Origin of the sequence: Aeromonas jandaei, assembly GCF_037890695.1 — a bacterium.
Classification (GTDB): Bacteria; Pseudomonadota; Gammaproteobacteria; order Enterobacterales; family Aeromonadaceae; genus Aeromonas; species Aeromonas jandaei.
Genome location: NZ_CP149571.1, coordinates 3,343,027 through 3,361,026, shown reverse-complemented (window position 1 = coordinate 3,361,026; position 18,000 = coordinate 3,343,027). Strand labels below are relative to the sequence as shown.

Below are 18,000 nucleotides of genomic sequence, written 5' to 3'. Positions count from 1 at the left end.
TGTCAAAATAGTTGAAGGCTTGTATTTTTATTACGCGCAGGCGAACCGGATGAGGAGAAGCTCACTCATCCAGTGTCAGTACCACTTTGGCCTCCTTGTCCTCTTCCTTGACCTGACTGTCCAGCACAAACAGCCGCTCTGGCGTGATCCCCTGGGCATCCACCAAAAACTCCTTGGTGTTTTGTGCCCGGCGCATGGCGAGATTGCGCAGGGACTTGGCGGTGATGAGTTGTTGCTCCTGCAGCAGGGCAACCGCCTGAGCCCGCAGCGCAGCGCTCTTTTCATCAAGATGCAGACGGTCGGCGAGATCTCCCAGATCTTCTCCGAAGCGATCTTTATAGGCTTGTGCCAGGGCGTCTTGCATATCCTTATCCTGCTCCAGCAGATCGAGATCGACCTGATTACCGGTGAGTTTGGCAAGGGCCCGCTCCAGTTTTTGCCGTTGCAGGATAGGGCGCTCTTCATTGAAGTTGACCTTGCCGCGGATATTCATGCTGAGCTTGGGGCGATCCTTGAGGGCCTGCGCCAGCTTGGTCAGCTTCTCTTGCTGGGTCTGGGTGAGATCCGGATCGCCCGGCAGAAAGGTGATCTCGTCGAGATCTTCACTGCCGCCAGCCAGAGAGGCGAGCAACGAGAAGGGTGAGGTGATCGCCTTGCTCAGGGTGTTGCCAAGCACATCCCAGAAGATGTTGCCGAGGCTGAAGTCAGGCTGGTCAAGATTGCCCTTCACCTTGAGGTTCATCTGGATGACACCGTTGGCATCGCTCAGCAGCGCGATGGCCAGACCGAGTGGCAGATCCTTGGCCTGTTCACTCTTGATCTTCTCACCCAGTTGCAATTTTTTGATGGTGATGTCGTTGTCTCCTTCCAGCCGTTTGCCTTCCAGCTTGTAGTGCAGTTTCACCGAGAGCTGCCCCTTGTCGATGGCGTAACCGGCATAGGTGCCCGAGTAAGGGGTAAAGGTGGTCAACTCCAGATTGTTGAAGGCGACAGCAATGTCGAGCACCGGGTCGGCGACCAGCAGGTTAGTACCGCCACGGATGGTCACCGGGGCGTAGCGATCCACCTTGCCATTGAAGGAGAGTTCGGAGCGCTGGCCCGGAATGTTGCTGATATGGCGGCTCTGACCGCCCAGCGAAGCGATATCAGCCACGAAATCCTGGCTCAGGCTGCGGTCGGCAAAGCGCAGGTTGCCCTGTTCGGTGCGCAGCTCATCGATGGTGAATTGAAATGCGGGTGCTGCTTTGTTGCTCTTGCTCTGGTGGGGGGCGGTTTTACCCTTGGCCGATGCAGGGGCGGTCAGCAGCAGTTGCTGGATATTGGTGACGCCATTTTCGTTGATCTCGATGCGGGCGAAGGGCTTGGTCAGCGCCACATCCTTGATCTTCATCTTCTGGCTGATGCCGTCGTAATCGAGGCCGGTCAGCTTCAGGTCATTGATCTCGAGCAGTCTCTGGTTATCGGCCCGATCGACCACCTTGAGGGTATGGACATCTAGCCCTCCTTGCAGAGTCAGCTTGCCCAGTTCCCCTTGCTCTGTGGTCGCCAGCGCCAGCTTGGTTTTGCTGCTGAGCTCGCCCTCTTTCACCTTGATCCGCACCAGATCGTTCAGATAGGGCTGGGCCAGCACAAGAGGAAGTGCCTGCTGGGTTATCTCGCCAGCGAGGGTAAAGGGGGCCAGGGTCAGCTGGCCATCAAAGGCGAGGGGACTCTTCTGGTTGAAACGGGTCGAGAGCGCCACTTTGCTCTGCTGTTCGCTCTTGCTGCCCAGCGGGCCTAATGCCAGCTGCAGGTCGGATAGCTGTCGTGCTAATGGTTTGCCACTGCTCGCTTCGGTGAGGGTGATATCCCCTTTGCTGATGGCAATCTGGTTGATCTGCCACTGCCATGGCTTGCTGGCGGGGGCCGGTTTCTCTTTTTTCTCTTTGCTCGGCTTGGCTGGTGGCTGATCGATCAATAGTTCGGCCAGATCCAGCTCCTGCCGCTCATTGAGGGTGGCCTTGAGATGTGGCTGTTGCAGGGTAATTTTGCCGATATGCAGGGATTGTTTGCTGCCATCCACAGCAAGTTCAGCGAGCGCTAGCTGGCTGAAGCGGGCAAACTCCTCACCCTTGTCGTGCTTCATTTGCCAGTTGTCTAGCGCCAGCTTGCCTTTGGACAATTGCCACTCGATCCCTTTCTTGCCGTTTTTCAGTTGATATTCAACCTCTGCACCGGCATTACCCCGGGTCAGCGCCAGCTTGAGATAGGGGGCCCAGAGTGGGGCAAAGGGCTTGATATCGAGTTGCTTGATGCTTGCCTTGCCCTGACCCATGCCGCTGGTGATATCCAGCTTGCCTTGGGCACTCAGCGGGCTCTTGCCGTTGAGAGTGGCAGCCAGCTGGTAGGCGGTGAGGTGTCCTGCGGATGTGCTCAGTCCCTCCAGTTGCAGCGCCAGTTTATCGAGCTTGAGCGAGGGCACCCAGCCAGGTTCGCTCTCCTTGCGCTTATCCAGATAGGCAAGCTGGCCATCGGTAAGCGCAATCCTTGCGATATCGACAATAACGGGAGCGGTTTCCGGTTCCGGCTCTGTTGCGGGTGTCGGTGCAAACAGAGTTGCCAGCGCATCGGTCAGGTTGAGCCGAACGTCCCCCTTTTTGTCACTCAGTCGCCGCACCAGCACCACCGGCCTGGTCAGCGCGACGTCGCTGAGTACCACGCGTTTTTGCTGCCAGCTTGCTTTGAGCTCGGGGATTACCTGCAGATGGTCAAAGCTGACCAATGGCTGCAGCTTGTCATCGAGCAGTGCACTGGGGCCGATGGCCAGAGCGGGGTGGCGCAAGCTGACATCGATCTCGCCAAGTGTGAGGTGAATGCCGTAGCGATCGGCCAGCCAGCCGGGCAGGTAGCGCTGGATCAGCCGCGGAGTTTGCCACAGCAACAGGGAAACGAGGATAAGGAGTAGCAGGAGTGCGTAGACCAGGTAGCGCAACCGGCGAGCTCGGGGGGATGCGGGCATGGTGGTCTCCATTTGATGCACTCCCATTCGGTTCCCGTCATGGTACCGAAAAGTCAGATAGTAATCATGGGGTTGCGTACTCTGATACGCCGTACTTTGTCCAAAGTCGATCCAGATCACCTGTTTGGCGCAGCTTGGCCAGCCACAGTTCCAGCTGGGCAGGGGTAATGCTGGACTCGGGATCAAAGATAGCGCGGTGCTGGTAGCGCTGGTCCCACTTTTGCGACACAAGCAGCTGCGCCTTTACCTCGGGGTTGCTGAGCAGATACTGGTTCAAATAGGAGATATTGAGGATGGCGATATCACCGCGTCCCTTGAGCAGGGCTTGCAGGGCACTGACATTGTCTTTGAACAGCGTGATGTCGAGATGGTTGTGCAAATAGACCGGATCTGCATTGAACTGGCCGATGCCGTAGTGATAACCGGTTACACCAATAAGGTGGTGGAGGGAAGGATCCTCGAAAAAACGCTGGTCTCGCCCGGGGGCCTTGAGGGCAACATACACTTCACCGCCGCCAAGAAATGGGGAGGTCATCTTGAACTTGTCGGTTTGCCAGCCCCACTTGCTGTCTTCAAACAGCATCAGCGAGAAACGGCCCAGATCGAGCGCCTTGTAACGATTGGCAGCCGAGGTGGGAACAAACACGAATCTTACCTCTTGCTGGATCTCGTTGAGCTTGGCGATGAGGTCCAGCGTCAGTCCTTCATAGTGGTCATCCGACACTTTGACCACGAACGGGGCATAAGGATAACCGCCGACCTTGATAAGGGGATGGCTCCAACCGGACAGACTGAACAGAAGTAAAAACCAGCACCAATATTTCATGGACGTCCCAGGGCAATTGCATAACCCCAGATTCGGTTAATCTGCTGCGCTTTTCAAGTTGTTAAGGGAATTAACACAGCGCTGTTCGGCAGCCTCCAGCTCGGCCATCACCATCTGGATATCCTCCAGTTGCTGGTACAGGGCACTGCGCTTGTTTTCGATCAGTCTGATCATGGAGTTGAGCTGGTTTTTGCTCGATTTGTCGGTGTCGTACATATCGAACAGCTCGCGGATCTCGGCCAGGCTAAACCCCAGCCGCTTGCCGCGCAGGGTCAGCTTGAGCCGGATCTTGTCCTTGTGGCTGTAGATGCGGGTCTGCCCCTCCCGCTGCGGGGTGAGCAGCCCCTCGTCCTCGTAGTAGCGGATAGTGCGCGGTGTGACATCGAACTCGTGGGCCAATTCCGAAATGCTGTAGGTGATCTCCTTGCCGGGCAGGGAACGAGACATGGTCATGACTCCTGTTGCTGGGCGTGTGGCTGGCAGAGGCGGGCGCGCAGCCGTTCGGCATTGGCGTGCAGGGCCTGACCGACCCGTGAGCCGTTGGGGCGGCCGAGCTGCTCGCTGACCCACTGGCCGGTTGCCGCCAGTTTGTCGAGATCCACCCCGGTCGTCATGCCTAGGCCGTGCAGCAGGTAGACCACCTCTTCAGATGCCACATTACCGGAGGCGCCCGGGGCATAGGGACAGCCGCCAAGGCCTGCTACCGAGCAGTCGATGGTGCGAATACCCCGCTCCAGCGCGGGCAGCAGGTTGGCCAAGCCCTGACCGTAGGTGTCGTGAAAATGGACCGCGAGCCGCCCCGCCGGGATCTCGTGCAGCACCGCATCCAGCATGGGCGCCACCGTGCCCGGGGTGCCGACGCCGATGGTGTCCCCCAGCGAAATTTCGTGGCAGCCGAGATCCAGCAACTGCTCGGCCATGGCGGCGACCCGTTTCGGGCGGGTCGGGCCATCGAACGGGCAGGCGATGACGGTGGATAGATAGCCGCGCACCTTGATGCCGAGGCGGCGTGCTTCCTGCACCAGCGGGGCGAAGCGCACCAGCGACTCCTCCACGCTGATGCCGATATTGGCGCGGGTAAAACCGTCGGAGCAGGCGGTAAAGAGGCCAATCTCGTCGGCGCGGGCGGCAATGGCAGCCTGCAAGCCTTGCAGATTGGGTACCAGAGCGCCGTAACGGGTCGGCCTCTTGCGTGGCAGTGCCTGAAAAAGTGCGGAGGAGTCTGCCATTTGCGGCACCTTTTTCGCAGAGACAAAGGCGCCGACCTCGATGCGCAGCAGACCGCTGTCTGCCAGTCGGGCGATGAGCTCTAGCCGCTGCACCAGCGAGAGGGTCGCAGCTTCATTTTGCAGGCCATCCCGCGGCCCCATCTCCACCAGACTGACCTTGTCATCCGGCATGGCTGCTCCTCTGTTCATGATCTACTCGCTTGTTGGTTGATGGCGTTCTCCTCTGGGGCTGCATCGGCAAAGCGCACCAGCACGGCCCCCTGGCTCACCTGATCACCCTGTTTGCACTGCAGGGCTTCAATTACTCCGTCCCGCTCTGCACGCAACTGGTGTTCCATCTTCATCGCCTCCAGCACCAGCAGGGGTTGCCCCTTGCTGACCGTTTGGCCGGGTTCGACCATTACGGCCACCACGATGCCGTGCATGGGGGCGATGGCGCCTTGTGCCTTCTCGTTTGCCTGATCATGGTGGTGGCTGTGCTGCTGATCATCGGCTGCGAAACGGATGCGCTGGCCCGCCATGGTCATGATGAAGGTTGCTTCCGAGCCTGCGACCGTCTGAATGGGGATCTGCTGCCAGCAGCCGCCATGCTGCAGCCGGATATGGTCATCGCCTTTTTGGTAGCAAAGAGTCTCCCCTTGCCACTCAAACTGGCCGCCATGATCGTCAAGGGTCAATACCCGGCGCTCATCACCGATGCGCACCGCCGCTGTCCAGCAGCGATCCGGCCCTAGCCGAAATCCACAGGCTTGCTGCCAGGGGGAGGTGCCCACAGGGCGGCTCGCCAGCCCGAGGGCAGCGAGCGGCCAGGCAAGTTCAGGAATGGGTTGCGCTGTGGTAGGGATGGGCCACTGGGTATGGTGGCCCATGGCCAGGACGTCAGGCTCTTCACACAGGCGCAGCAGCAGCGGGCCGTTGTGCACCAGCGGGCCGAGATCCAGCGCCGCCAGTGCATCGGCCAGTTTGGCGAACGCCTCGGCGCGGCTCTGGCCGTGGGCGATCAGCTTGGCGATCATGGGATCGTAATAGGGGCTGACCTCATCGCCAGCGGTGACGCCGGTGTCGATACGCACGCTATCCGGCCAGTGGAGCCAGTGGATGGGCCCACTGGCCGGTAGAAAACCGGCCGCCACATCCTCGGCGTAGAGGCGCGCCTCTACCGCATGTCCGCGCAGCACCACTTCCTCCTGAGTCAGTGGCAGCGGCTTGCCTTCGGCCACAGCCAACTGCCAGGCCACCAGATCCTGCCCGGTTACCGCTTCGGTGACCGGATGCTCCACCTGCAGCCGGGTGTTCATCTCCATAAAGAAGAACTCATCCTTGTAGAGCAGGAACTCGATGGTGCCAGCCCCCTGATAGTGGATGGCTTTGGCTGCGGCCACGGCCGCATCCCCCATGGCGCGGCGCAGAGCCGGAGAAATGTCTGGGGCGGGTGCCTCTTCGATCACCTTCTGATGGCGTCGCTGCAAGGAGCAGTCCCTGTCCCCCAAATAGATGGTGTTGCCGAGGCTATCGGCAAAGACCTGTACTTCCACATGGCGAGCCCGGGGCAGATAGCGCTCCAGCAGCACCAGATCGTCGCCAAAGGCGGCCTTGGCTTCACGTTTGACTGCCGCCAGCGACTCGTCAAAGTCAGCCAGCTGATCGACCCGGCGCATCCCCTTGCCACCACCGCCACTGGCCGCTTTGATAAGCAGCGGGAAGCCAATCAGGCTCGCCTGATCGCGCAAGAAGTCCGGTCGTTGATCCGTGCCGTGATAGCCGGGCAGCACAGGTACGCCGGCAGCCTGCATCAGCGCCTTGGCCCCCGATTTGTCGCCCATGGCGAGAATGGCGGCGCCGCTTGGGCCGACAAAGCGCAGGCCACGCTGCTCGCAGGTGGTGGCAAAATCGCTGTTTTCCGACAGAAAGCCGTAACCGGGATGGATGGCATCGGCGCGCGCCTCTTTGGCAATCTTCAGCACTTTGCCGGTGTCGAGATAGCTCTCTCTGGCCGGTGCGGGCCCCAGATGCCAGGCCTCATCGGCCAGACGGGTGTGCATGGCGTGGGCGTCGGCATCGGAGTAGAGGGCGATGGTGTGGATGCCGAGGCATTTCGCCGTCTTGATGATACGCACAGCAATTTCGCCGCGATTGGCAATCAGCAGGCGCTTAATCTGAGAGTGATGGGTCATGTCTCATCCTTGAAACGGGGACGCCAGGCGGGAGGACGTTTGTCGAAGAAGGCCTGCATCCCCTCTTGGGCTTCGAGCCCCACCCGAACCCGGGCGATGGTCTCGACAGTTTTCTCTTCGTGCAGGCGGGAAGGGTGGTCTTCTATCGCCGCCAGCAGCCGTTTGGTCTCTTTCATCGCTTCCGGCCCGTTGCGGCACAGACGCAGGGCCTGCGCCCGTCCCTCCGCCAGCAGTTGATCCGGTTGGCAGAGTTGATGCGCCACATTGAGCCGACATGCGGTGATTGCATCGAACGGCTCGGCACTGAGCATGTAGCGGCGCGCCTGACGCATTCCCATGGCACGTACCACGTAGGGGCTGATCACCGCAGGCACTAGCCCGAGGCTTACCTCTGATAGGCAAAAGCGGGCATTGTCGCTGGCCAGCACCAGATCGCAGGCACAGATCAGCCCCAGCGCCCCGCCATAGGCGGCCCCTTGCACCAGCGCCACCGTAGGGAAGGGGAGCTCGTCGAGGGTCTGCATCAGCCGCGCCAGTACCCGGGCGTCTTCGCGATTGTGCTCGAAATCGGCGTGGGCCAGATTACGCATCCAGTTGAGATCGGCGCCCGCGCAGAAGTGCTTGCCCTCGGCCCGCAGCAGCAGGGCGTGAGGACGTTCGGCGAGATCATGACCATGGAGATGGGCCAGATCATCGAGGCAGTCGAGCAGCCCCAGCATCAGGTCGGCATCAAAGGCGTTGTGGCGGGCCGGGCGCGACAGCACCAGCTCGGCCAGTGGGCCGTGCCGCTCCAGCCGAAACGGGTTCTGGGCTGAAGAGCTGAGTGCAGGGGAAGTGAGTGGATCGGACATATGCTTGCTCCTTACATCCGGAAGATGCCGTACTGCTCGGGTGCAATGCGGGCACCCTGACAGGCGGCCAGCGCCAGCGCCAGCACGGTGCGGCTCTGGGCCGGGTCGATGACGCCGTCATCCCACAGGCGAGCGCTTGCGTAGTAGGGGTGGCCCTGGCGCTCATACTGCTCTATCACCGGCGCGCGGATGGCGGCTGCTTCTTGCTCGTTAAGGCTCTTGCCCTCGGCAGCCAGCTTGTCCCGACGCACCTGCACCAGTACCCCGGCCGCTTGCTCGCCCCCCATGACGGAGATGCGGCTGTTGGGCCAGCTAAAGAGAAAATCGGGTTCATAGGCGCGGCCGCACATGCCGTAGTTGCCGGCACCAAAGCTGCCACCGACGATCAGAGTGATCTTGGGCACCCGGCTGCAGGCCACTGCGGTCACCAGCTTGGCGCCGTGCTTGGCGATCCCTTCGCGCTCTGCCGTGCTGCCCACCATAAAACCGGTGATGTTCTGTAAAAAGAGCAGCGGGATGGTGCGGCGGTTACAGAGCTGGATAAAGTGAGCGCCTTTCTGGGCGCTGTCGCTGTGCAGCACGCCGTTGTTGGCGAGGATCCCCACCTCCATGCCGCAAATACGGGCAAAGCCGGTTACCAGAGTGGTGCCGAACAGCGCCTTGAATTCGTCAAAGTCAGAGCCATCCACCAGTCGGGCGATCAGCTCCCGCGCATCGTAAGGGCGTTTGAGGCTGGTGCCCACCAGACCGTAGAGATCCTCTATGGGGTAGGTTGGCTCATCGTAGGTCGATGCCAAACCCGAGAGCGGAACATGGTCACTGCCCAGATGGGTGAGCAGGGTTCGGGCGATGGCTAGCGCGTGGGCATCGTCACGGGCCATATGATCAGCCACCCCAGAGTGGGCGCAGTGCACCTCGGCGCCGCCCAGTGCCTCGGCGCTGATCTCCTCACCGGTGGCGGCCTTGACCAGCGGCGGGCCGGCCAGAAAGATGGTGGCCTGCTCCCTGACCATGATCGACTCGTCCGCCATGGCGGGCACGTAGGCGCCGCCTGCGGTGCAGAGCCCCATCACCACCGCCAGCTGGGGGATGTTCTGGGCCGACATGCGGGCCTGGTTGTAGAAGATGCGACCAAAGTGATCCCGGTCGGGGAACACCTCATCCTGCATCGGCAGAAAGGCGCCGCCGGAATCCACCAGATAGAGGCAGGGGAGGCGCAGCCGCTCGGCGATGGCCTGGGCGCGCAGGTGCTTTTTCACCGTGAGCGGGTAGTAGGTGCCGCCCTTCACGGTGGCGTCGTTCACCACCAGCATACAGAGCCTGCCCGAGACCCGGCCGATGCCGGTGATGATGCCGGCGGCGGGCACCGGCTCGTCATAGACCTGCCAGCCAGCCAGCGCCGACAGTTCGAGAAACGGGGAGCCCGGGTCCAGCAGCTGATTGATGCGCTCGCGGGGCAGCAGCTTGCCACGGGCCTGATGGCGGGCGTTGTTGGCCGCGCCGCCTCCTTGGGCGATCTCGGCAATGCGGGCATGGAGATCGTCGACCAGCCCCTGCATGGCGGCCCGATTGGCTGCATATTCCGGGCTCGCCGTGTCGAGATGGGAGTGGATACGACTCATGCGTTCTCTCCCATCAGCTCGCGACCAATCAGCCAGCGGCGGATCTCCGAGGTGCCAGCACCTATCTCGTAGAGCTTGGCGTCCCGCAGCAGACGGCCGGTGGGGTATTCGTTGATGTAGCCGTTGCCGCCGAGCAGCTGGATGGCATCGAGCGCCATCTGGGTGGCATTTTCGGCGGCAAACAGGATAGCGGCGGCGCAATCTTTACGGCTGGTGCGGCCCTGATCGCAGGCGCTCGCCACCGAATAGACCAGCGCCCGGCTGCTGGCGAGGCGGGTATACATGTCGGCGAGCTTGCCCTGTACCAGCTGGAACTCGCCGATGGCCTGGCCAAACTGCTTGCGCTCGCGCACATAGGGCAGCACCACATCCATGCAAGCCTGCATGATGCCAAGGGGGCCTGCTGCCAGCACTACCCGTTCGTAATCGAGCCCGCTCATCAGCACCTTGACCCCGCCGTGCAAGGGGCCCAGCAGGTTCTCCTGCGGCACCCGGCAGTTGTCGAACACCAGCTCGCAGGTGCTGGAGCCGCGCATCCCCAGCTTGTCGAGTTTCTGGGCGGTGGAGAAACCGGGAGTGCCAGCCTCGACGATAAAGGCAGAAATCCCTTTGGGACCGGCACTGGCATCGGTCTTGGCATAGATGACGAAGGTGTCGGCATCCGGGCCGTTGGTGATCCACATCTTGTTGCCGTTCAGCACAAAGTGCTCCCCCTCGCGCACTGCGGTGAGGCGCATGCTGACCACATCGGAGCCTGCGCCCGGCTCGCTCATGGCCAGCGCCCCCACATGCTCGCCGCTCACCAGCGGGGGCAGGTAGCGCGCTTTCTGCTCCGGCGTGCCGTGGCGGTGGATCTGGTTGATGCAGAGATTGGAGTGGGCGCCGTAGGAGAGGCCGACCGAGGCGCTGGCGCGGCTCACTTGCTCCATCACCAGCACATGGGCCAGATAGCCGAGATTCACCCCGTCATACTCCTCCGCCACCGTGATGCCGTGCAGCCCCAGCTCACCCATCCGGGGCCAGAGATCACGGGGGAAGGTGTTGCTCTGATCGATCTCGCTGGCGCGCGGGGTGATCACTTTCTGGCAGAAAGCCGCGACCTGTTCGGTCAGGGCATTCAGGGTCTCATCCATCTGCATCCATGCTCTCCTTGCGGATATGACAGTCGGGTAGGAAGGTTGGTTCGACCTGCTAACCTAGCTTCACAGTTGGCAGTGGTCGGTCCATTTTTGTACTTCACTTCTGCCACAAGTTTACGTTAGCGTAAACGTAAATCAATTGTTAATCTGATGTGTGTCGATAAAGCGGTGGTAGTGAGATAGTCATCAGCTACCACGACAGCAGCGCCATAGTGGCAGATCCGAATGACCAGTGTGTGGGCGCCGCGTCATAAAGCACTAACTCAGGAAAATAAGCGCAGGGCAACAAGGGAGCGAACGACAAGATGGATTTTACCCTGACCGATGATCAACAGGCGTATGTGGAGGCGGCCGCCGCCTTTGCCGATGAGGCGCTCAAACCCCATGCCGCGCGCTGGGACAAGGAGCATGAGTTTCCGATCCCGACCATCAAGCAGGCGGCCGGGCTAGGTTTTTGTGGCCTCTATACCCCGGAGCAGTTTGGCGGATTGGGGCTGCCTCGCCTCGATGCGAGCCTCATCTTCGAGCGCCTCGCCATGGGCTGTACCTCGACCACGGCTTATCTGACCATTCACAACATGGTGAGCTGGATGCTGGGCAGCTGGCTGCCCACCGAGGTTGCCAAGGAGTGGGTGCCCAAACTGGCCTGCGGCGAGCTGTTGGGATCATATTGCCTTACCGAGCCGGGGGCGGGTTCCGATGCTGCGGCACTCAAGACCCGAGCGGTGCGCGAGGGTGACAATTATCTTATTGAGGGAACAAAGGTCTTTATCTCGGGAGCGGGCAGCAGCGATGTGCTGGTGGTGATGGCGCGCACCGGTGGTGAAGGTGCGAAGGGGATCTCAGCCTTTATGGTGCCGGCCAATGCCCCTGGCGTGAGCTATGGCAAGGCAGAAGAGAAGATGGGCTGGAATAGCCAGCCGACCCGGGAGGTTGTTTTCAATGAGGTTCGCATTCCTGCCTGCTATCGGTTGGGCGAAGAGGGGGAAGGGTTCAAGTTCGCCATGCAGGCGCTTGATGGGGGGAGAATCAATATTGCCACCTGCTCGGTGGGCACTGCCCAGCAGGCACTGGACGATGCGCTGGCCTATGTGCAGCAGCGCCAGCAATTTGGTCACCCGATCAGCGAATTCCAGAGCGTGCAATTTCGCCTGGCCGATATGGCGACCGAGCTGGCAGCTGCTCGTCTGCTGGTGCGTCAGGCGGCTGACAAGCTGGATCGCGGAGATCCCGACAAGAGTGCCTGGTGCGCCATGGCCAAACGGTTTGCCACCGATGTCGGTTATCGGGTCTGTGATGAGGCTCTGCAACTCTTTGGTGGCTATGGTTATACCCGCGACTATCCGCTCGAGCGCTACCTGCGCGATACCCGGGTGCATCGCATTCTGGAGGGAACCAACGAGGTGATGCGACTCATCATCGCTCGTCGGCTGCTGGCCGAGCAGGGGTTGGCGCTCATGTAGTGCTGGATGACACCTCAAGGGCACCAGCTTTGTGAGCCAGTCACAGGTTGGTTCCATGCAACTCTGTCATCATGGCTATCGCTCTACTGACAAGGACAAACGCAATGACAAGGATCAGGCTCGAATACAACGGCCACGTGGCCTACATCACCCTTGACCATCCGCCAGCCAATACCTGGACGCTTGCCAGTCTGCAAGCTTTCCTGCGGATGATGGAGGAGCTTGACAGCCGCCCCGATGTGGTGGCGCTGGTGATCCGCGGGGCTGGCGAGAAGTTCTTCTGCGCCGGTGCCGATCTCAACCTGTTTGCCGATGGCAATGTCGAACAGGCTCGTGATGTGGCCGACGCTTTTGGTCGTGCATTCGAAGCGCTGGCCCGTTTTCATGGCGTCACCATTGCGGCCATCAACGGTTATGCCATGGGTGGTGGGCTGGAAGTGGCGCTGGCCTGTGATATCCGCATCGCCGAACAGCAGGCGTTGCTGGGGCTACCGGAAGCATCTGTAGGCTTGCTCCCCTGTGCCGGTGGCACCCAGCGTCTCACCGAACTGGTAGGGCCGGGCTGGGCCAAGCGGCTGATCCTCTGTGGCGAGAAGGTGAGTGCATCCCTTGCCTATGAGATTGGGCTGGTCGAGGAGGTGGTGAAAACCGGGCAGGCGTGGGAGGCAGCCCATCAGATGGCCCATCTGGTGGAGCGCCAGAGTCCGAGTGCCCTGCGCGCCTGTAAGACCCTTATCAATCAGGGGCGCAGCGGCCCGCGCGATGCGGCATTGCCGCTCGAGCGAAGCCTCTTCCTCGAACTGTTTAATGATGCCAACCAGCGGGAAGGGGTGGCCGCGTTTCTCGAAAAGCGCGCCCCGCACTGGCAGTACCAAAAGCCGGATGGTGCAACCCATGAGTGAGCCAGTAAGTATTGCAACCCATCCAACGGCTGATGGCCACCAGATCGGGGTGTTGATTCTCGACAGCCCTGCGTCTCTCAACGCATTGAGCCTGCCAATGATCCAGATCCTGCAACAGACGCTAACCCGCTGGGAGCAGGATCCCGCCATCGTCTGCGTGTTGCTGCAGGGGGCAGGCGAGAAGGCGTTCTGTGCCGGTGGTGATATTCGCTCCTTTTATTACCGCAAGCAGGAGGTGAGCGGATCGGAACTGTTTGAATATGCCCGCGACTTTTTCGAGCAGGAGTATCGGCTCGATCACCACATCCACTGTTACCGCAAGCCCCTTGTCTGCGTGGCGGACGGCATCTGCATGGGGGGTGGGATAGGCCTGTTTGCCGGCGCCGATTTTCGGGTGGTGACCGAGAAGAGCCTGTTCGCCATGCCGGAGGTGACCATCGGCCTCTATCCCGATGTGGGGGCCAGCTGGTTTTTAAGCCGGATGCCGGGGCGACTCGGGCTCTGGCTTGGTCTGACCGGTGCCCGCTTCAACGGGAGTGATGCCATCGGCCTTGGGCTGGCGGATCACGCCATCGCCAGCAGCGAGCGAGCCGAGTTGTTGCACCGATTGGCGGCACTCGATTGGTCAGCCGGTTGTGAGCCCCGTGAGCAGATCGATCAGCTGCTGCGCGGCTTTCATAAAGGTGCCGCAGCGCAGTTGCCTGCGCCCATCCTGCTGCCCCATCAACCAAGAATCGATGACCTGCTGGCGGGGCGAACGTTGGCGGGAGTGTTGGCAAGACTGTTTGCTGCCCGATTTGACGAAACGGCGGGAGAGAAAGCATTTGCCCTGGCGCAGGAGAGCTGTCGCACCGGTAGCCCCATCAGCCGTGCCATCCTCTGGCGCCAATATTGGCAGGCTCGCCGTCAATCCCTTGCCGAGGTATTTGCCGACGAACTGACTCTCTCGGTCAACTGCGTGCTCAAGGGCGATTTTGTGGAAGGGGTGCGGGCGCTGCTTATCGACAAGGACAGGGAGCCCCACTGGCAGGAGCAGCCTGCCGAGGGGGATTGGCTGGACGAATTCTATCGCTGGCCCCATGGGCACAACCCGTTGGCACGCAAGGGCTAGGCTCTGCTCTGGCAGCTGCGGTGCTATCAAGAACGCAAGGAGCAAGCAGAATGACAAGGATCGGATTTATCGGGCTGGGCAACATGGGGGGACCCATGGCAGCCAATCTGGCCAAAGTCGGGCATACGGTGCAGGTATTTGATCTGGTTGCCCACAGTGTCGAGCGAGCCATTGCAGCGGGCTGCATTGCGGCAGGAGATGCCCGCGAAGCGGTGACCGACAGTGATGTCGTCATCAGCATGCTGCCTGCCGGTGAGCATGTGCGCAGCCTCTGGTTGGGCGAGAGTGATGGTGAACGGGACGGGCAGGATCTGCTGGCCGCTTTACCTGCCGGTGTGCTGGTGATCGACTGCTCCACCATCGATGTGGCCTCTGCCCGCCTGGTGGGGAGCGCGGCCCGTGCACGCGGCCTGCGCTTTATCGATGCCCCTGTCTCGGGCGGAGTTGCCGGCGCAGCGGCAGGCTCACTCACCTTTATTGTTGGTGGCGATGCTGCGGATTTTGATGCGGCCAAGCCCGTACTGGCCTGCATGGGGCTGAATCTGTTCCACGCCGGCCCCCTTGGCGCCGGGCAGATCGCCAAGATGTGCAACAACATGCTGCTTGCCATCCATATGGCGGGCACCGCCGAGGCGCTGGCGCTCGGAGTGAAGGAGGGGCTGGATCCGGCAGTGCTCTCCACCATCATGGGCAAGAGCTCGGGCAACAACTGGAGTCTGGATCGCTACAACCCCTGGCCCGGGGTGATGGAGAACGTACCGGCTGCCCGTAACTATCAGGGGGGATTTATGACCCGGCTGATGGTGAAAGACCTCGGGCTCGCCATGGCGCTGGCCGAGCATGCTCACAGCGCCGTGCCCATGGGAGCTCTTGCGCGCAACCTGTTTAATCTGCATGCGGCGAACGGAGAGGGAGAGCTGGATTTTTCCAGTATCGTCCGGCTTTATCTGGAAAAAGGCAGAGAGGGGTAGTGGTCGCCGGGCGCCATCTTGCGGCTTGCTGGGTTCAGACGATCATTACCGCTGGCATCACAAGGAGAGAGAATGGATATCAAGCAGAAAGTCATCGCTATTACCGGTGCCGGGCGGGGGCTGGGGCGGGCCATAGCGCTCAATCTTGCCGCTCAGGGGGCCGAGCTGGCGTTGATCGACCTGAATGCCAGCGATCTGGCCGTGACGCAGGCCGAGGTGCAAAGTCGTGGCGGACTGTGCTCCATTTTCGTCTGCAACGTGGCAAGCGAACCGGAGGTCGAGACCACCTTTGTCGCGATCAAGGCGCACTTTGGTCGGTTGCACGGGTTGATCAACTGCGCCGGCATTCTGCGTGATGGCATGCTGATCAAGGTGAAAGAGGGGGAAGTTGTAGAGAAGATGAGCCTGGCCCAGTGGCAGAGCGTCATCGACGTCAACCTCACCGGCACCTTCCTGTGCGGGCGCGAGGGGGCCGCACTGATGGCCACCGGCGGGGAGGGGGGGGTCATCATCAATATCTCCTCCATTGCCCGAGCCGGCAATATCGGCCAGAGCAACTATGCCGCCAGCAAGGCAGGGGTGGCTTCGCTGGTGGTGACCTGGGGGCGGGAGCTTGCCCGCCACGGTATCCGGGTGATGGGGATCGCCCCCGGGGTGTTCGCCACCGATATGACGGCCGCGATGAAGCCGGAGGCGATGACCCGGATGCAGCAGGCTATTCCGGTCGGCAAACTGGGTGAGGCGCAGCAGTTGGCCGAGACCGTTGCCTTCATCTTTGCCAACGATTACCTCACTGGCCGGATGATCGAGCTTGACGGCGGTCTGCGGCTGTAGACCTTTACCAAGATTTACATTGAGCCCTGACCTCGTGGTCAGGGCTTTTTTATGCACTCTTTTGAGTTCCAAAGGTACTGAATGGCGATGCATGGGCACCATCCGGGTCGCTCTGTGGCGGCAGAAATATGAGAAATATCAATGGGTCTCAGTTAATTTGAACCAGCTCACAGGCCCTTGAGGTCAGTGCTGTAAAATTGCGCGCGGTCAAGGTGGTGCATGTTTGACGATGCGAGGGATTGCGGTCGGAATAGTCATGCAATATAGTTGCCGCCTTTTTCACGGGTCCGGATTTTCAGCCCCTCCCATATCGCGCGCAGTATGAATACGGACGCTCTGCCGCCGCCTAATTAAACAGGATTGAGATGGACAAGAAACTAGGGCTTGGCGCCCTCATTTCGCTGGTGATCGGCTCCATGGTCGGCGCCGGGGTCTTCAGTCTCCCACAGAATATTGCTGCACATGCCAGCGCCGGGGCAGTCGCTCTGGGATGGGCCATCACCGGGGTCGGCATGATCTGCCTCGCGCTGGTCTATCAAAACCTCTCCATGCGTCGCCCGGATCTCGATGGCGGTATCTTCAGTTACGCCAAGGCCGGTTTTGGTGACTTCATCGGCTTCAACGCCGCCTGGGGTTACTGGCTCTGCCAACTGCTGGCCAACGTCTCTTACGCCATCGTGGTATTTAGCGCGCTCAGCTACTTCTTCGATACGCCGGGTCACGTCATCTTCGGCGACGGCAATACGCCGGTGGCCATCACGCTGGCCTCCATCCTGATCTGGTCGGTACACTCGCTGGTGCTACGCGGGGTGCAGGTGGCGGCTTTGGTTAACATCGTGACCACCATCGCCAAGATGGTGCCGCTCATCGTTTTCAGCGTGGCCATCCTGCTTGCCTTCAATATGAAGACCTTCACCCTGGACTTCTGGGGTCATGGCAACAGCGATCTCGGTTCCGTGATGGATCAGGTCAAGTCGACCATGAAGGTCACCCTCTGGGTCTTCATCGGTATTGAAGGGGCTGTGGTGGTCTCTGCCCGTGCCCGCCATCGCAAGGATGTCGGCCGTGCGACCGTGCTGGCCCTGCTGGGTGCGCTGGCGCTCTACGTGATGGTGACCCTCTTCTCGCTGGGGGTAATGACCCAGCCTGAACTGGCCCAGCTCAAGAACCCCTCTACCGCCATGATCCTGGAAGCGGTAGTCGGCCCCTGGGGCGCCTGGCTCATCAACATCGGTCTGGTGATCTCCGTGATGGGGGCTCTGCTGAGCTGGACCGTGCTGGCGGCCGAAGTGCCTTACATTGCGGGCAAGACCGGGGTCTTCCCGGCCTGGTTTGCCAAGGAGAACAAGAACGGCTCACCGCAGGTATCGCTCTGGTGCTCCACCTGTCTGGTGCAGACTTTCCTTATCATCATCTACTTCCAGAACAGTACCTATCTGGCGTTGGTCAACATCGCTACCTCGGCGGCGCTGGTGCCCTATGTCTTCTCCGGTGCCTATGGCCTCAAGCTGGCACTGAAAGGGGAGACCTATCAGGGTCAACCTCATCAGCGCAAGCGTGATCTGTTGCTGGCCCTGATGGCGACCATCTATGGCTGCTGGCTGGTTTATGCGGCTGGCGTCGAGTATCTGCTGCTGGTGGCGCTGCTCTACAGCCCGGGTATCTTCATCTACTGGAAGGCGCGTCAGCACCACGGTCTGCGTGGCCTCAACCGGCTGGAGCAGGGGATGACGGCGGCCTTGCTCGGTTGTGCCGTGCTGGCCTTCTACAAGGTGATGGACGGCACCATCCCCCTGAACTGACAGAGACAAGAGATGGCCCAAGGGCCATCTCTTCTTTTACACGCCGTCCGCGTCACAGGTGGTCGGCGTCGCCTCGGA

At 60.9% G+C, this 18,000-nt stretch carries 14 protein-coding genes; 6 read left to right on the top strand and 8 right to left on the bottom strand.

Features of this window, described 5'->3' with window-relative positions; all coding sequences use genetic code 11:
• Positions 1 to 61: 61 nt before the first annotated feature.
• The 8 genes from WE862_RS15725 to WE862_RS15690 are packed head-to-tail and all read right to left on the bottom strand — an operon-like array spanning position 62 to position 10,839.
• Positions 62 to 3,010: a DUF748 domain-containing protein gene (locus WE862_RS15725; RefSeq protein WP_082035503.1), complete on the bottom strand. Its 2,949-nt coding sequence runs from the start codon at positions 3,008 to 3,010 to the stop codon at positions 62 to 64.
• Between the two features lie 52 nt (positions 3,011 to 3,062).
• Positions 3,063 to 3,824 (bottom strand): substrate-binding periplasmic protein, encoded by a 762-nt coding sequence (locus tag WE862_RS15720; protein WP_042032378.1) that lies wholly within the window; start codon positions 3,822 to 3,824, stop codon positions 3,063 to 3,065.
• A gap of 36 nt (positions 3,825 to 3,860) precedes the next feature.
• Positions 3,861 to 4,271, bottom strand: a complete 411-nt coding sequence (locus WE862_RS15715; RefSeq protein ID WP_042032379.1) for a MerR family transcriptional regulator — start codon at positions 4,269 to 4,271, stop codon at positions 3,861 to 3,863.
• Between the two features lie 2 nt (positions 4,272 to 4,273).
• Positions 4,274 to 5,224, bottom strand: coding sequence for a hydroxymethylglutaryl-CoA lyase (locus WE862_RS15710; protein ID WP_156128785.1), 951 nt, complete (start codon positions 5,222 to 5,224; stop codon positions 4,274 to 4,276).
• Between the two features lie 14 nt (positions 5,225 to 5,238).
• A complete protein-coding gene (locus WE862_RS15705) occupies positions 5,239 to 7,227 on the bottom strand; it encodes an acetyl/propionyl/methylcrotonyl-CoA carboxylase subunit alpha (RefSeq protein ID WP_042032382.1) in 1,989 nt (662 codons plus the stop codon).
• Positions 7,224 to 8,078, bottom strand: coding sequence for an enoyl-CoA hydratase-related protein (locus WE862_RS15700; RefSeq protein ID WP_042032384.1), 855 nt, complete (start codon positions 8,076 to 8,078; stop codon positions 7,224 to 7,226). Before WE862_RS15700 ends, WE862_RS15705 begins: the two co-directional genes overlap by 4 nt.
• A gap of 11 nt (positions 8,079 to 8,089) precedes the next feature.
• The gene (locus tag WE862_RS15695; protein ID WP_042032385.1) at positions 8,090 to 9,700 is read right to left on the bottom strand and encodes a carboxyl transferase domain-containing protein; all 1,611 of its coding nucleotides are present in this window, start codon (positions 9,698 to 9,700) and stop codon (positions 8,090 to 8,092) included.
• Entirely contained in the window at positions 9,697 to 10,839 is a 1,143-nt protein-coding gene (locus WE862_RS15690) for an isovaleryl-CoA dehydrogenase (RefSeq protein ID WP_042032386.1), read from the bottom strand. The genes WE862_RS15695 and WE862_RS15690 overlap by 4 nt, the downstream gene beginning before the upstream one ends.
• Before the next feature lie 305 nt (positions 10,840 to 11,144).
• Here WE862_RS15690 and WE862_RS15685 point away from each other — a divergent pair, with 305 nt between their 5' ends.
• The 6 genes from WE862_RS15685 to arcD all read left to right on the top strand — a co-directional run bounded on the left by WE862_RS15685 (position 11,145) and on the right by arcD (position 17,922).
• Entirely contained in the window at positions 11,145 to 12,302 is a 1,158-nt protein-coding gene (locus WE862_RS15685; protein WP_042032388.1) for an acyl-CoA dehydrogenase family protein, read from the top strand.
• Between the two features lie 104 nt (positions 12,303 to 12,406).
• Positions 12,407 to 13,204: an enoyl-CoA hydratase gene (locus tag WE862_RS15680; RefSeq protein ID WP_042032389.1), complete on the top strand. Its 798-nt coding sequence runs from the start codon at positions 12,407 to 12,409 to the stop codon at positions 13,202 to 13,204.
• Positions 13,197 to 14,315: an enoyl-CoA hydratase/isomerase family protein gene (locus tag WE862_RS15675; protein WP_042032390.1), complete on the top strand. Its 1,119-nt coding sequence runs from the start codon at positions 13,197 to 13,199 to the stop codon at positions 14,313 to 14,315. Before WE862_RS15680 ends, WE862_RS15675 begins: the two co-directional genes overlap by 8 nt.
• Before the next feature lie 50 nt (positions 14,316 to 14,365).
• Positions 14,366 to 15,286, top strand: coding sequence for a 3-hydroxyisobutyrate dehydrogenase (gene mmsB / locus WE862_RS15670; RefSeq protein ID WP_042032391.1), 921 nt, complete (start codon positions 14,366 to 14,368; stop codon positions 15,284 to 15,286).
• Positions 15,287 to 15,358: 72 nt separating this feature from the next.
• Entirely contained in the window at positions 15,359 to 16,120 is a 762-nt protein-coding gene (locus WE862_RS15665; RefSeq protein WP_198493497.1) for an SDR family oxidoreductase, read from the top strand.
• A 365-nt stretch (positions 16,121 to 16,485) separates the two neighbouring features.
• Positions 16,486 to 17,922, top strand: a complete 1,437-nt coding sequence (arcD, locus tag WE862_RS15660) for an arginine-ornithine antiporter (protein ID WP_042029463.1) — start codon at positions 16,486 to 16,488, stop codon at positions 17,920 to 17,922.
• Positions 17,923 to 18,000: the final 78 nt, after the last annotated feature.

Bases quoted from the DNA above. Each gene is read 5' to 3' on its own strand.
- WE862_RS15725 (WP_082035503.1), bottom strand. From the start codon at position 3,010: ATGGAGACCACCATGCCCGCATCCCCCCGAGCTCGCCGGTTGCGCTAC.
- WE862_RS15720 (WP_042032378.1), bottom strand. From the start codon at position 3,824: ATGAAATATTGGTGCTGGTTTTTACTTCTGTTCAGTCTGTCCGGTTGG.
- WE862_RS15715 (WP_042032379.1), bottom strand. From the start codon at position 4,271: ATGTCTCGTTCCCTGCCCGGCAAGGAGATCACCTACAGCATTTCGGAA.
- WE862_RS15710 (WP_156128785.1), bottom strand. From the start codon at position 5,224: ATGCCGGATGACAAGGTCAGTCTGGTGGAGATGGGGCCGCGGGATGGC.
- WE862_RS15705 (WP_042032382.1), bottom strand. From the start codon at position 7,227: ATGACCCATCACTCTCAGATTAAGCGCCTGCTGATTGCCAATCGCGGC.
- WE862_RS15700 (WP_042032384.1), bottom strand. From the start codon at position 8,078: ATGTCCGATCCACTCACTTCCCCTGCACTCAGCTCTTCAGCCCAGAAC.
- WE862_RS15695 (WP_042032385.1), bottom strand. From the start codon at position 9,700: ATGAGTCGTATCCACTCCCATCTCGACACGGCGAGCCCGGAATATGCA.
- WE862_RS15690 (WP_042032386.1), bottom strand. From the start codon at position 10,839: ATGCAGATGGATGAGACCCTGAATGCCCTGACCGAACAGGTCGCGGCT.
- WE862_RS15685 (WP_042032388.1), top strand. From the start codon at position 11,145: ATGGATTTTACCCTGACCGATGATCAACAGGCGTATGTGGAGGCGGCC.
- WE862_RS15680 (WP_042032389.1), top strand. From the start codon at position 12,407: ATGACAAGGATCAGGCTCGAATACAACGGCCACGTGGCCTACATCACC.
- WE862_RS15675 (WP_042032390.1), top strand. From the start codon at position 13,197: ATGAGTGAGCCAGTAAGTATTGCAACCCATCCAACGGCTGATGGCCAC.
- mmsB (WP_042032391.1), top strand. From the start codon at position 14,366: ATGACAAGGATCGGATTTATCGGGCTGGGCAACATGGGGGGACCCATG.
- WE862_RS15665 (WP_198493497.1), top strand. From the start codon at position 15,359: ATGGATATCAAGCAGAAAGTCATCGCTATTACCGGTGCCGGGCGGGGG.
- arcD (WP_042029463.1), top strand. From the start codon at position 16,486: ATGGACAAGAAACTAGGGCTTGGCGCCCTCATTTCGCTGGTGATCGGC.